This is a genomic window from Joostella sp. CR20 (genome assembly GCF_038433465.1).
GTDB lineage: Bacteria > Bacteroidota > Bacteroidia > Flavobacteriales > Flavobacteriaceae > Galbibacter.
Genome location: NZ_JAESVF010000003.1, coordinates 254,226 through 267,859 on the forward strand (window position 1 = coordinate 254,226; position 13,634 = coordinate 267,859).

17 protein-coding genes are annotated in these 13,634 nt (G+C 33.8%); 9 read left to right on the top strand and 8 right to left on the bottom strand.

Features of this window, described 5'->3' with window-relative positions; translation table 11 throughout:
* Nucleotides 1-109: 109 nt before the first annotated feature.
* Nucleotides 110-913: a lysophospholipid acyltransferase family protein gene (locus JMA43_RS06975; protein ID WP_342155765.1), complete on the bottom strand. Its 804-nt coding sequence runs from the start codon at nt 911-913 to the stop codon at nt 110-112.
* A gap of 56 nt (nt 914-969) precedes the next feature.
* Nucleotides 970-1,611 carry an NUDIX hydrolase gene (locus JMA43_RS06980; protein ID WP_342155783.1) on the bottom strand — a complete coding sequence of 214 codons (642 nt, stop codon included), beginning with the start codon at nt 1,609-1,611 and terminating at the stop codon, nt 970-972.
* On the opposite strand from JMA43_RS06980, the gene JMA43_RS06985 reads away from it, so the two are divergent.
* Entirely contained in the window at nt 1,612-2,328 is a 717-nt protein-coding gene (locus JMA43_RS06985) for a peptidylprolyl isomerase (protein WP_342155766.1), read from the top strand.
* A 7-nt stretch (nt 2,329-2,335) separates the two neighbouring features.
* Here the strand turns inward: JMA43_RS06985 and JMA43_RS06990 are convergent, their stop codons facing one another.
* Entirely contained in the window at nt 2,336-2,950 is a 615-nt protein-coding gene (locus tag JMA43_RS06990) for a trimeric intracellular cation channel family protein (RefSeq protein ID WP_342155767.1), read from the bottom strand.
* A gap of 143 nt (nt 2,951-3,093) precedes the next feature.
* Here JMA43_RS06990 and JMA43_RS06995 point away from each other — a divergent pair, with 143 nt between their 5' ends.
* Nucleotides 3,094-4,035, top strand: a complete 942-nt coding sequence (locus JMA43_RS06995) for a LysR family transcriptional regulator (protein WP_342155768.1) — start codon at nt 3,094-3,096, stop codon at nt 4,033-4,035.
* 44 nt (nt 4,036-4,079) lie between these two features.
* On the opposite strand, the gene JMA43_RS07000 is transcribed toward JMA43_RS06995, so the two are convergent.
* Both JMA43_RS07000 and JMA43_RS07005 read right to left on the bottom strand, forming a co-directional pair.
* Complete coding sequence (locus tag JMA43_RS07000; RefSeq protein ID WP_342155769.1) at nt 4,080-4,274, bottom strand: hypothetical protein; 195 nt, start codon at nt 4,272-4,274, stop codon at nt 4,080-4,082.
* Between the two features lie 92 nt (nt 4,275-4,366).
* Nucleotides 4,367-4,747 carry a DUF805 domain-containing protein gene (locus JMA43_RS07005; RefSeq protein WP_342155770.1) on the bottom strand — a complete coding sequence of 127 codons (381 nt, stop codon included), beginning with the start codon at nt 4,745-4,747 and terminating at the stop codon, nt 4,367-4,369.
* Nucleotides 4,748-4,906: 159 nt separating this feature from the next.
* On the opposite strand from JMA43_RS07005, the gene JMA43_RS07010 reads away from it, so the two are divergent.
* The 4 genes from JMA43_RS07010 to JMA43_RS07025 all read left to right on the top strand — a co-directional run bounded on the left by JMA43_RS07010 (nt 4,907) and on the right by JMA43_RS07025 (nt 9,055).
* The gene (locus tag JMA43_RS07010) at nt 4,907-6,169 is read left to right on the top strand and encodes a D-alanyl-D-alanine carboxypeptidase/D-alanyl-D-alanine-endopeptidase (RefSeq protein ID WP_342155771.1); all 1,263 of its coding nucleotides are present in this window, start codon (nt 4,907-4,909) and stop codon (nt 6,167-6,169) included.
* Nucleotides 6,170-6,280: 111 nt separating this feature from the next.
* Nucleotides 6,281-7,690 (top strand): 23S rRNA (uracil(1939)-C(5))-methyltransferase RlmD, encoded by a 1,410-nt coding sequence (gene rlmD, locus JMA43_RS07015; RefSeq protein WP_342155772.1) that lies wholly within the window; start codon nt 6,281-6,283, stop codon nt 7,688-7,690.
* A 47-nt stretch (nt 7,691-7,737) separates the two neighbouring features.
* The gene (locus JMA43_RS07020) at nt 7,738-8,286 is read left to right on the top strand and encodes a DUF6452 family protein (protein ID WP_342155773.1); all 549 of its coding nucleotides are present in this window, start codon (nt 7,738-7,740) and stop codon (nt 8,284-8,286) included.
* Entirely contained in the window at nt 8,267-9,055 is a 789-nt protein-coding gene (locus JMA43_RS07025; RefSeq protein ID WP_342155774.1) for a DUF6048 family protein, read from the top strand. The genes JMA43_RS07020 and JMA43_RS07025 overlap by 20 nt, the downstream gene beginning before the upstream one ends.
* Before the next feature lie 12 nt (nt 9,056-9,067).
* Here the strand turns inward: JMA43_RS07025 and JMA43_RS07030 are convergent, their stop codons facing one another.
* Together JMA43_RS07030 and JMA43_RS07035 are read right to left on the bottom strand one after the other, a co-directional pair.
* Nucleotides 9,068-9,304: a hypothetical protein gene (locus JMA43_RS07030; RefSeq protein ID WP_342155775.1), complete on the bottom strand. Its 237-nt coding sequence runs from the start codon at nt 9,302-9,304 to the stop codon at nt 9,068-9,070.
* A 1-nt stretch (nt 9,305) separates the two neighbouring features.
* Nucleotides 9,306-10,475, bottom strand: a complete 1,170-nt coding sequence (locus tag JMA43_RS07035; RefSeq protein ID WP_342155776.1) for a THUMP domain-containing class I SAM-dependent RNA methyltransferase — start codon at nt 10,473-10,475, stop codon at nt 9,306-9,308.
* Nucleotides 10,476-10,566: 91 nt separating this feature from the next.
* On the opposite strand from JMA43_RS07035, the gene JMA43_RS07040 reads away from it, so the two are divergent.
* Together JMA43_RS07040 and JMA43_RS07045 are read left to right on the top strand one after the other, a co-directional pair.
* The gene (locus JMA43_RS07040; protein WP_342155777.1) at nt 10,567-11,241 is read left to right on the top strand and encodes a ZIP family metal transporter; all 675 of its coding nucleotides are present in this window, start codon (nt 10,567-10,569) and stop codon (nt 11,239-11,241) included.
* Nucleotides 11,242-11,245: 4 nt separating this feature from the next.
* On the top strand, nt 11,246-11,674 hold the full coding sequence (locus JMA43_RS07045; RefSeq protein WP_342155778.1) for a DUF4268 domain-containing protein: 429 nt from the start codon (nt 11,246-11,248) through the stop codon (nt 11,672-11,674).
* Here the strand turns inward: JMA43_RS07045 and trhA are convergent, their stop codons facing one another.
* Nucleotides 11,675-12,301, bottom strand: coding sequence for a PAQR family membrane homeostasis protein TrhA (trhA, locus tag JMA43_RS07050; RefSeq protein WP_342155779.1), 627 nt, complete (start codon nt 12,299-12,301; stop codon nt 11,675-11,677). It lies immediately after the preceding gene.
* A 196-nt stretch (nt 12,302-12,497) separates the two neighbouring features.
* Here trhA and JMA43_RS07055 point away from each other — a divergent pair, with 196 nt between their 5' ends.
* Nucleotides 12,498-13,304: a mechanosensitive ion channel family protein gene (locus JMA43_RS07055; protein ID WP_342155780.1), complete on the top strand. Its 807-nt coding sequence runs from the start codon at nt 12,498-12,500 to the stop codon at nt 13,302-13,304.
* Nucleotides 13,305-13,634: the final 330 nt, after the last annotated feature.

A 13,634-nucleotide genomic window follows, 5' to 3' on the forward strand; every position in this document is an offset into this window, starting at 1 on the left:
AGTTTTCATTTAGGTTTTTGTGCAGTTTGAATTAAGCGTACAAGATACCTAAATATTACTTTATCTACCAAATTGATTTAAACTGAAAATAGACTGTAAATCCCTATTTTTAATACTCCCATTGGCGAGTTTTGTTAAGGTCTTCCATTTCGGCAATTGCTTCTTCTGGAATTACCTTTAAAAATGATGGATGCTGCTCGATTGCATATTCTATTTTTTCAACAATTTCATCAATCGTTTCATTTTCATAATCGATTTCTAGAGGTTCTTTAATCACCATAGACTGTAAAATTCCTTTCTTCTTAATTCGAAGTCCTTTACGGTCAAACGAACGTCTAAAACCATCAATCACAACAGGAATTACAATAGGTTTGTATTGTTTAATAATATGAGCAGTTCCTTTACGGATGGGCTTCCAAGGTCGCGTAGTTCCCTGCGGAAAAGTAATTACCCAACCATCGTCTAGTGCTTTATTGATGTTTGAAATATCGCTAAACTTTACTTGTCGGTTTACATCTTTCCCTCCTGCTCGCCAAGTTCGTTCAATACTAATAGAACCCGCATACGCCAAAATTTTTGGAAGTAAACCAGATTTCATGGTCTCTTTGGCCGCCACATAATAAATATTAAGCTTTGGTTGCCATAAATACGTTACATCTTTAATAGAGTCTACTCGACCACTTAAACTCGCATTAAACACGTGAAACATAGCTACCACATCGGCAAAATAAGTTTGATGATTCGAAACAAAAAGTACACCGCTATCGGGTAAATTCTTTATAATTTCTGAACCTTCAATTTGTAGCTCATTAAAACCACGGTAACGCCTGTGCGTCATTAAACCCGCAATACGGATAAGCCACTTTTTTAAAAATAATATATGTCCGAAAGGATTTTTCTTAAATAATCCCATTATAATTAACAGTTATTCTAGTATTAACAGAACTACAAAAGTACAAAATCTAAACCTTAGATTAGCTTTTTAAACATTTCTTTAACCTCGCTCAGCATCATTGCAGTTGCGCCCCAAACGGTATAATTATTTAATTTAAAGGCTGGTACATCGATATTTTTTGCGTACGAAGTCGTTAAATTTTCTTGAAAAACAGCGGTTTCGCTTAAAAAATCATCCAACGAAACTTCGATAAGCGCCTCTACTTCATCTTCTTGTAGGGTAAAAACTAAGTTCTCGGTAGCCACGCCAATAAAAGGTTGTACTATAAAATTACTTGGCGGAATGTACACTTCAGACATTTTCTTTACCAAGCTTATCTTTTTTGGTGAAACCCCAACTTCTTCCCAAGTTTCTCTGAGCGCAGTTTCTTCTATGTTTTTATCTGATAATTCTACTTTTCCTCCAGGGAAACCAACTTGGTTGGAGTGTACCCCTTTGTAGGTTTTACGCAAGATGAGTAACAACTTTGTTTGAAAATTTTCGTCTGGATAAAACAAGCAAACAACACCAGCTCTACGCGGATTTTTAGCTTCTAAATCAACTCCTTTCAACTTTTCAGCACGAATTAAAGGAGCCATTTTATAGTGAGATTCTTGCCCTGGTAAAGGCATATTTTTTATTTTTGGAACTAAATCGTAAAAATCGGCAAATTTCATATGCACAAATATACAGTTATAATCCTATTGTTAATTTTATCAAGTTGCGGAGATTCAGCAAAAAAAACAACGACTCCTTCTGCTGAAAAAGTAAAAGACACTACTGTAATAGATGCAGCAAAAATAAAACAAGCGCAGGCGAAAAAGGAAAAAGAAAAACCATTTGTTTTAACTGAAGAAAATGCCATCCCTTTTCTATTTGAATACCAAAAAGAAAACCTCGAACATGTAGTTAAAATTAATACTTCTATGGGGAGTTTTGTGGTCGATTTGTTTAACCAAACTCCGTACCATCGCGCAAACTTTATTTACCTTACCAAGAAAAATTATTTCGACAACACCTATTTTCATCGCGTAGTAAAAGATTTTATCATTCAAGGTGGTAACACCGACCTCATGGCGACTTCTTTAAAAAGAGACAGTATTGGCTCGTATTTATTACCTCCAGACACAAAAAAAGGGATAAAACATGACCGCGGTATTATGTCTATGCCGAGTAGCGACAATGTTGACAATCCGCATAAATTAGCTTCTCCGTACGAGTTTTTTATTGTAGTTGCCAAAAATGGTGCGCATCATTTAGACGGAAAATTTACAGCATTCGGACGCGTAATTTCGGGGATGGGTGTAGTTGATAAAATTAACCGCGTTCCTGCAGGAAGCGATGAGTGGCCTTTGCAAAACGTACTTATCAAATCGGTTGAAATTATTGAATAAAGAATTTCTACGAAGCTTCTTTTTTGTAAACTGAAGGCAATTGGAGTTTATATTTTACCGCCAACAATCGAACTGCAATAACTACCAGAATTGGCACCGCAAAAGCAATATTGCCTTCCAACGGAAAAAGTGTGAGTAGAAAATAGCTAATTCCACCTAAAATACAAGCAGTTGCGTAAATTTCTTTTCGGAAAATTACAGGAATTTCATTACACAAAATATCCCTTAAAACACCCCCAAAACAAGCACTTACAGTTCCCAAAGCTATACACATTACAGGATGTAGCCCTGCTGCAACTCCTTTTTCTAAGCCAACCACAGTGTACAATCCAATTCCAATAGTGTCAAAAAGAAACAAGGAGGTATTAAAATATTTTAATTTACTTCGGAAGAGAACCGCTAGCAAAACACTTCCCATAACCACAAACATGTAAGTAGAATTGATAAGCCAAGTAACAGGTTTTATTCCCAAAAGTAAATCTCGAATTGTTCCGCCACCCAAGGCAGTAACAAACCCAATGATGAAAATTCCAAAAGGGTCTAAACGTTTATTCATGGCTACCATAACTCCCGAAATGGTAAACGAAATTGTTCCTAATAAATCTATGAAATAGTAAAACATAATACTTTTAGCGCTGCTTCTTAGCTATTAATTCTCGATAACCCTTCAAACAAATTAATGAAAAAGCACTTTAATAATAAAATTTTACAAGGGTTTTATACCTTTGTAGTTACCAAATATAACTTGGTTTCTAAAACAATAGAATGACAATTACACAACTTCAATATGTGCTAGCTGTAGCAGAGTATCAAAATTTCACACACGCTGCAGAAAAAAGTTTTGTTACACAACCAACGCTTAGTATGCAAATACAAAAGCTTGAAGAAGAGCTCGATATTTTAATTTTTGACAGAAGTAAAAAACCAATTCAGCTCACGCAAGTTGGTGAAAAAATAGTTGAACAAGCAAAAAATATTGTAAACGAATCTTACCGAATTAAAGATATTGTAGACCAAGAAAAAGGATATATTGGTGGAGAATACCGATTGGGAATTATCCCAACAGTGATGCCTACGTTACTGCCTCTTTTTTTAAAGAATTTTGTAAACAAGTACCCGAAAGTAAACTTAAAGATTGAAGAGCAAAATACGCAAACCCTTATCGAAAAGTTAGAAGATGGATATTTAGATGCTGCAATTGCTGCAACACCGTTAGATAACGACAACATAATTGAAAGAGCTTTATACTACGAGCCTTTTGTAGCATACGTTCCCGATAATCACCGACTAAATAAACTAGATAAAATTGGTATTGAAGATTTAGACTTAAACGATATTTTACTTTTAGAAGACGGGCATTGTTTTAGAGACGGAGTTATAAACCTTTGTAAAACTAAAAAAGGATTTAGCGACGAGCAATTTCAGCTAGAAAGTGGAAGTTTCGAAACCATGATGAAACTTGCCGATGAAGGTCTAGGGATGACGCTTCTTCCTTACCTTCAAACACTCGATATGGGAGAAGCTCAAAAAAGACATTTACGTCATTTTACCGAACCTAACCCTGCGAGAGAAGTTAGTTTGATTTACCACAAAAGCGAACTAAAAATGCATATCACCAACGCTTTAAAAGATATTATATCAGGAGTAATAAGAGGAGCTATTACATTTCAGAATGTAAAAATCATTAGTCCAGTTCATAAAAAATAGAACACAAAAAAAATCCGCAGTAATGCGGATTTTTTTAAGTCTTATTATTTAAAATTAATTAAACATTGTGATAATTCTGGTTTACCTTGTGTATACAAATTAAGCCAAATTCTTAATTCGTCAACTTCGTAAGGTAACAATCTCTTGGCGGCTTTCTCCAATTCTTTACAAAAAAGCTTCGGATCAAAACTCACCTTTTGTAACACCGTTTTGGTGTATTCAAACATAGCTCTTGCCATCGTAGTATTGTTTATTAGAAATTGGTTGCATAAAAGTAACGTTAGTTTTATTATAAAATTGTTGACGTTACGTTAAAATCAAATCAAAATTGTTAAAATCGAGAGGTCTCACGCACCTTTGCAACTTCGGCATAAGTACATATTTCCTTCGGATTGCTTCCAAAAGCATTTACGCCCTCTTCCCCTTCGGCCACGCATAACCAAATTGAGTAAAATGGAATTATTTGATACCATCCAGATTTCCCTACATCGTGACAACGTTTTGTTCCTTGACTTATAAAAAAGTACGCAAATGGGAAAAATAAGATCCAAAAAAATAAATTCATTTCGGTTACATCTTCTGCCCCGACCCAATCAATATATTTCTTGGTAATGAAAATTGATAAACAAAAACCTAAAATGAAGAATATTAGGCTTAAAGCGTATTCTGTTCGTCTAATTCTTCCTTCACAGGAAAAAATATTTTTAAACATAGGTTATTAGATTTGGTTATTCCAAATATAATATTTATTTAAATATTCAAAATATTTTCTTAAAATTTATGTTGACTTTTCGACAAAACGCACAATATTCATAAATATTTATCGATTTTTACATAAAATTTATATTATTATAACTTGCTATTCAATCCTATGAAAAATATTTTTCTCTTATTAATCTCTTGCTTTCTTCTGAGTTGTGCTTCGCATAAAAAGCTTTCGAAAACCATTGACAGTAATTTAAACGATTCGTTTTTTCAAAATCAGTTTACAGGCTTTTTTGTGTACAATTCTAAAAGTGGCGATACACTTATAAATTATAATGGCGATAAATATTTTACACCTGCTAGTAACACAAAAATTTTCACGCTATACACCGCTCATACACTTTTGCCAGAGTATCTTCCGTCTATAAAATATACAGTTGAAAACAATAAAATTTATTTTCAAGGTGTAGGAAACCCTGCTACTTTACATAGTTTTTTAAAAGATAGTAGCGCTATAAACTTTTTAAAAAATCAAAATGAATTGTATTTCTACAACAACAATTTAAGCGACACAAAACTTGGTCCTGGTTGGGCATGGGACGATTTTGACACTTATTACGCTCCCGAAAGAAGTGCTTTTCCTATCTACGGAAATGTAGTAACAATTGCACAAAAGGATACGCTGTTTGTTGTCCCTAAGTATTTTCAGAAGAATGTATTTGTAGAAACTGCGGAAAGAAGACGAGAAATAGGCGCTAACAAATTTTATATCGCTCCATCTAAAAAAGACACTGTTGAAATTCCGTTTATTACTGATACTTCTTCAGTAAAAGGGATTCTGGGAGAAATACTTCAGAAAAAAATACATTTAACCAATACATTTCCGAGGGGAGAAAAAAAGGTTATTTACGGTATCAAAGCCGATTCGGTTTACAAAAGAATGATGCATGTAAGCGATAATTTTATTGCTGAACAATTACTGGTGTTGGCTTCTTCAACTTTAAGCGATACCTTGAGCAGTAGCAAAGCACAAACACACATTTTAAAAAATCAGTTAAAAGATTTAAAACACAATCCGAGATGGGTTGATGGCTCTGGACTTTCGAGGTACAACCTTTTCACACCAGAATCGATGGTTTTTGTTCTCGACAAATTGTATCGTGAAATTCCGCAGGAAACACTTTTTGATATGTTCCCTACGGGCGGAGAAACTGGAACTATAAAATCGTATTTTAAAGGAAATCCAAAGCCTTATATTCACGCAAAAACAGGTACACTAAGCAATAACTACTGTTTGAGTGGTTATTTGGAAACAAAATCTGGAGAGGTTTTAATTTTCAGCTTTATGAATAATCATTACCGCGGTGGTAGCAGTGCCGTAAAAAAACAAATGACACCTATTCTTGAATGGATTCGAGATCATTATTAATCAAAAGCAAATAAATCAGCTCAACAACAATACAACTTAAAGCGTTAAACAATAGCACTTCTTTTAAAAAATAATAAGATACATTCGAACTAAAAAACCTATTTTTGCGCCATGGCAAGAAAGAATAAAAAACAAGTTTTTGAAGCGGTTGAAGTAATCGATGCAGGTGCAAAAGGGAAAGGCGTTGCCAAGGCTCCCGACGGTCGAGTTATCTTTCTTCCGTATGCAGTACCAGGCGATGTTGTAGATGTACAAACTTTTAAAAAAAGAAAAGCATTTTTTGAAGGTAAAATAGCCAATTTCCATACAAAATCTCCTAAAAGAACAACGCCAGAATGCGAGCATTTTGGAGTTTGCGGAGGATGCAAATGGCAAAATATGGGCTATGAGCATCAACTTTTTTACAAGCAAAAAGAAGTTGAAAACAACCTTACTCGCATCGGGAAAATACAACTCCCAGAGTTTACACCTATTTTAGGTTCTGAAGAACAATATTTTTATCGCAATAAAATGGAATTCTCTTTTTCTGATAGCCGTTGGCTTACGTTAGAAGAAATTCAAAGTGATGAAGATTTAGGTGATAAAAATGCTTTAGGATTTCATATTCCTGGAATGTGGGATAAAATTCTCGATATTAAGAAATGTCATCTACAGGAAGATCCATCAAACGCAATTCGACTTGCTACAAAGGAGTTTGCATTGGCAAATAACTTTGAGTTTTTCAATCCGAGAAATCAAACTGGTTTACTTCGTACCATGATGATTAGAACTGCTTCAACAGGAGAAATTATGGTGCTTATTCAGTTCTTTGACGACAAAAAAGAAGAACGTGAACTTTTGCTAGATTTTCTGCAAGAGAAATTCCCAGCAATAACTTCTTTACAATTTGTTGTTAACCAAAAACCTAACGACACTATTTACGATCAAGAAATTATTTGCTACGCAGGAAGAGATCATATTTTTGAAGAAATGGAAGGTTTAAAATTTAAGATTAATGCAAAATCTTTTTACCAAACCAATTCTGCTCAAGCCTACGAACTTTATAAAATTACTCGAGATTTTGCCAATTTAACAGGTAATGAATTGGTGTACGATTTATATACTGGAACTGGAACCATCGCACAATTTGTGGCGAAAAAAGCTAAAAAAGTGGTTGGTGTAGAAGCCGTTCCAGAAGCAATTGAAGATGCAAAAGCAAACGCACAATTTAACCAAATTGAAAACGTTACTTTTTACGCGGGCGATATGAAAGAAGTTTTTAACGAAGCTTTTATTCAACAAAATGGTACTCCAGATGTTATTATTACCGATCCGCCGAGAGATGGGATGCATAAAGATGTAGTACAACAAATTTTAAACATTGCACCACAAAAAGTTGTGTATGTAAGTTGTAACAGCGCTACCCAAGCCAGAGATTTGGCCTTGATGGACAGCATGTATAAAGTAACCAAAGTACAACCTGTAGATATGTTTCCGCAAACGCATCATGTAGAAAATGTTGTACTTTTAGAAAAAAGATAATAGCTTTCCTGTTGAATTTTATTCAGGAATGATAGAAAATTTTTAAAATGAAGAAATTTTTAGCATTTGTATTTATACTTGCTGTTGGTTTGGCAATTTTTTCTGCCTGCGAAAAAGATGATATTTGTCCTGGCGATACGTTAACGACACCCTATTTAAATATAGGTTTTTACAATTTTAACAATCAAGATGCATTCAAATCGGCTACGAAATTGAGAATTGTAGGAATCGATTCTACCGGTTATGCTGAAATTATCAATACTTTTACAGATAGATCAAATCAAACGCAGGTAAGTATTCCGCTAAACACAGCTGTAAATTACAGTCAGTTTATTTTCACTTTCAACTCTCGAGATGATGAAGAAACAGCAGAAGAGCTCGGAAACCAAGATACGCTTCAGTTTAATTATACTCGTCAGGAATATTTCATCTCTAGAGGTTGTGGTTATGGCGTAAACTTTACAGATTTAGCTACAATTATAAATCCTGCTTATAAAGATACAGTTCAAAATACTGAAGAGTGGATTATAGCTGCGTTCGACCAAGAAACAAACTTACAAAACCAAGACACCATTCATGTTAAAATATATCATTAGTAGTTTTTTATTTTTAAGTACATTAATTGGTTTCGCTCAAAACGAAAATGTCATTGTTGTTGACAGTGTTAGCACCGATACAATTGCTACTGAAAAAATAGAAGTTAAAGAATATAAACAACGCTATGGACTACGTGTTGGAATTGATTTAAGCAAACCAATTAGATCTATTTTTGATGATGAATATCGAGGATTAGAGATTGTAGGAGACTTTAGAGTTTCTCATAATTTTTACATCGCGGGAGAACTAGGAAACGAAGAAAAAACCACACAAGAAGATAATTTTAACTTCACTACCAGCGGAAGCTACATTAAACTAGGTTTTGATTGGAATACCTACGAAAACTGGTACGGAATGGAAAATATTATCAATCTTGGTGTTCGCTTCGGATTGAGTACATTCGATCAAACTTTAAATGAGTACCAAGTGTATACACCAAATCAGTTTTGGAACTATGAAGACCTAAACTACGGAGAAGACATGTTGGGTACCTACAGTAATTTAAATGCACAATGGGCAGAAGTTGTACTCGGACTTAAAGTTGAACTTATTAGAAATATTTTCCTAAGCGGAAGTGTTCGTTTGAACTTCCTAATCAACGAAACGGAAGCTAATCAATTTCCAAACTTATACATTCCAGGGTTTAATAAAGTTACCGATGGCAGTAGGTTTGGCGTTGGCTACAACTACGCTATTTCTTATTTAATTCCAATATTTAAAAGTAATAAGCCACAGAAAAACAAAACTCCTAAAGTAGAAGAAAATTAGACTCTTGTAAAATCAATTAATATCTTTAAATCCTTTCATAAAGATCCATTTCATTTTTATCTGATCTTTTCCGTCGATATGTGCAATCGCAAATTTTGGAGCAAGTACACTGGTTAGCACCGCTGCTATAATTACCATTACTAAATGCGAAACTTCAGGAAAAAAATATAAAAGTGAAAACCTCAATGTTAAGAAGATAACTACAAAGGCTAACATATTATAAATAAACACTTTTGTTTTTGGCTGCATTTTAATCGTTGTTATAGTTATTAAACTTAGCTTTTTTACTGCCTTCGTAAATTTCGTATTTCAATAATTTACTCTCTAACTTTCCGTTAAAAAGACGAATTCTACGCGACGGACGCAATCCTACATTTTTTATAGCTTCCATATTTGAAGTTATAAACCAAGCGTCGGTATTTGGGTAACTTTGCTTTAAAGTATCGCCTATACTCTCATAAAAAGCTTCCATATCGATTTGAAGACGCTCGCCATAGGGTGGATTAAAAACCATGTGAAGTTTTCCATCAAACAATTTTTCAGTTTCAAAAAAGTCTTGTTGCTCAATAGAAATATAGTCAGTTAAATTTGCATTCTTCACATTGTCGTTTGCTTTTCTTACTGCAGAAGGTGCTTTATCAAAACCGTAAATTTTATGATGAAATTCACGTGTTTTATTCATACTACTCTCTACTATTTTCTCGAATAAATCGGCATCGTAATCATTCCATTTTTCAAATGAAAATTCTCTACGATTAATATTTGCTGGAATATTACAAGCAATCATGGCAGCTTCAATAGGTATTGTTCCACTACCACACATTGGGTCTAGAAAATCCGACTGTCCATCCCAACCACTCATTAACAACATTCCCGCTGCCAAAACTTCATTTATCGGTGCAATATTGGTAGCTGTTTTGTATCCGCGTTGGTGCAACGACTGCCCAGAGCTATCCAAAGAAACATTACAGAAGTTCTTTTGGATATGAATATTTATACGAACATCTGGATATTTTAAATCTACATCGGGTCTTTTCCCCTCAGTATTTCTAAACTTATCAGCAATTGCATCTTTAGTTTTTAAAGCAATAAACAAAGAATGGTTAAACATGTCAGAATTCACGGTAGCATCAATAGCAAAAGTGCTACTGTTAGTCATATACTCCGTCCAATCCATCTTATAAATTTTATCGTAAAGATCTTGCTCGCTCCTTACTGTAAAACTATGGATAGGTTTTAAAATTTTAATGGCTGTTCGCAAACAAAGGTTCGCTTTGTACATAAAACCTTTATCACCTTCAAAAGAAACATTACGAACTCCTTTTTCTATATTGATAGCTCCAAGTTTTTGCAGTTCTTTTTCTAGTATCTCCTCAAAACCAAACATGGTTTTGGCAACCATTTTAAAATTATTAGCCATTGTTTACTTACTTTAAACCGCAAAAATACATTAATTTAGCCGTCTTAAATAATTATTACCATTAATGCCCATTAAAATAGGGCTATTTTATATGTTAAACTATATACTTCCTATACTAGCAGTACTTTTGGGCTATTTAATAGTGGCATTCTTTAAACTTCAAGAAAAGAATAGTTTGAAGCTTTTTTTAGCTTTTAGTGGTGCATTTTTACTTTCTATTACCGTTTTTAATCTTTTTCCTGAAGTTTATCACCATGGAGATCCAAAACAAACGGGCGTGTTTATAATGCTAGGAATATTACTTCAAATATTTTTAGAATTCTTTTCAAAAGGTGCCGAACACGGACATGTGCACTTGCATGACGATATGCAGAAATTCCCTTGGTTACTTTTTATAAGTTTGAGTATTCATGCAGTTTTAGAAGGCTTTCCAATGCACGAACACAGCACGTTGGTTTATGGAATTATAATTCATAAAATACCTATTGCAATTATTTTAAGCACCTTTTTTATCAATGCTAAAATGAGTCCGACTAAAATTGCAACATTCTTGATTTTATTTTCTTTAATGACGCCTTTAGGAAGTTTTATTGCTGATAATTTTCAGTTGGCAAAAACATATTATCATGAAATTTCAGCAATTGTAATTGGAATATTTTTACACATTTCAACCGTAATTTTGTTTGAAAGTTCCGAAGGACATAAATTCAACTCAAGAAAACTTATTGTCATCCTCCTCGGAATTATTATCGCATATTATATTTAATACCATGTTCAGTAGAGAAGAATCAAAAGCGTTACGTAAAGAATTTTGGATATCATTTGGAAAATCTTTCCCAAGAAAATGGATTCTGTACAATACCAAGATTAAGGACTTTTCGTTTAAATTCGACTTTACCACAAAAAAGGCATTAGTTGCTTTAGATATCGAAGATGCAAATCTAGAAAACCGAATAAAATACTACGAAAAACTTGAGTCTCTAAAAACTGTTTTGACAGAAAATTATTTACCTGAAGTAATCTATGCTGATGTTTTTTTTCTTGAAAATGGGAAGGAAATTTCAAGAATTTATATCGAAAAACATGGAGTAAGCATTCACAATAAAAATACATGGCAGGAAACCATGGTGTTTTTAAATGAAACTATGCAGAAGTTTGAAGAGTTTTACTACGAATTCGAAGATTTTATTAAGGCGTAACTAGCCTCGTACAATTGCCAAAATCATTAAAAAATGTGCAATTGCACCAGCCAATACAAACAAATGCCAAATAACATGGTGGAAAGGAATTTTCTTTATCGCGTAAAAAACGGTTCCAATCGTGTAAAATACGCCTCCAAGAATTAATAATACTAATTGTTGCTTGGTGAGCACTTCCATAAGGTTGTTAAAGTCAAACACAATTAACCATCCCATTGCTAAATACAATAGTAACGACAAAGCTTCAAACCTTCCCGTAAAGAATAGTTTTAACACCACACCTAAGGCGGTAATTCCCCAAACAATCCAAAAGAAACGCCCCCCTATTCCATCAGCTAAAGAAATCAAACATACAGGTGTATACGTTCCTGCAATTAAAAAATAGATACCAATATGGTCAAACTTCCTAAGTAAGGTTTTGGTAGCAACAACACTCACATAATGATACAGTGCAGAAGCCGTAAACAATAAACAAGCTGAAAAACTATAAACCCAAATACTAAAAGTGGCATAATTAGAATTATGTTCATTATTCAGCAATAAAATCACAAGTCCTACTATACTTAACACTGTGCCTAAAGCATGCGTTAGAAAGTTCCATTTTTCCTCTTTAACCGACTGTTCCATGACACCAAAATTATCAAAATCAAAATTAAAAACTTATAGAGAAAACATAAATAACAAGAGTAGCTGAAAAATATCACGAAACTGTTTTTAAAGAAAAAAAGTACACTTCATAGATAAAATATAAGATAAATTGTACAAATGATCTTCTTTAGTTAATTTTATACACATTAAAGAAAATAAACAATAAAAAAGAGACATGGAAAATTTAAAAACCGAACAAATTATCGACTACGTAATCACCTATGGGATTCCTATTTTAAAAGCAATCCTTATCTACATAATTGGTTCTTGGCTCATTAAAAAAATCGTAAAGGCATTTACCAACTTAATGGCAAGAAAAAAATATGACGAATCCTTACAAAAATTTTTAGAACGCCTAGTAGCAATCACATTACAAATATTCCTTATAATTACAGTTATCTCAACATTGGGTGTAGAAACCACAAGTTTAGCTGCTGTAATAGCAGCTGCTGGTTTAGCAATCGGTATGGCATTACAAGGTTCACTGTCAAATTTTGCTGGAGGTGTTTTATTGATCATTTTTAAGCCATACGAAATTGGGGATTTAATCGAAGCACAAGGAGAGTTAGGTACGGTTAAAGAAATAGACATTCTAAACACAAAACTTATTACCCCACAAAACAAATTGGCTATCATTCCAAACGGACCAATGGCGAATGGGAATATTGTAAATTACACAAAAGAAGGAAAAATTAGAGTCGACATCACCATAGGTGTTGGTTACGGCGAGGACATAAAAACAGCCAAGGAAGTTTTATTGGAAGTACTTACTTCAAATCCAAAAGTTTTAAAGAATCCTGCACCCAGCGTAAATGTTGTTGAACTGGCAGATAGTTCGGTAAATTTTGCAGTTAGACCCTATACCAAGCCCGCAGATTACTGGGATGTATATTTCCAAACTGTTGAAGGTTGTAAACTAGCACTAGACAAAGCGAATATTGAAATACCTTACCCACACCAAGTCGAGATTCACAAAAAGTAACATACTTTCAAAAAGTATCAAAACTATACAAAGTCACATAACAATCAGTTGTGTGGCTTTTTTTTATGCATATGAGGGCGTTCCCCTTTCGGGTCGGGCTTTGCGTTATATCTTTGTTCGTAACTCACAAAGGATGTCACTCCAATCCCTAACGCGGAGGTAGTTTGAGCTTTGAAAAGTTTGAAGTTTATTGTTTCTAGTTTCTAGTTCATTCCCACTTTGAACCTCTGACCCTTTGCATCTTAGCAACTGAACTAAAAAACAATTCCCCCTTTGAAGGGGGCTAGGGGGATGTACTAAAGTTAATTAGTTTACTCCGCTAACATTGAC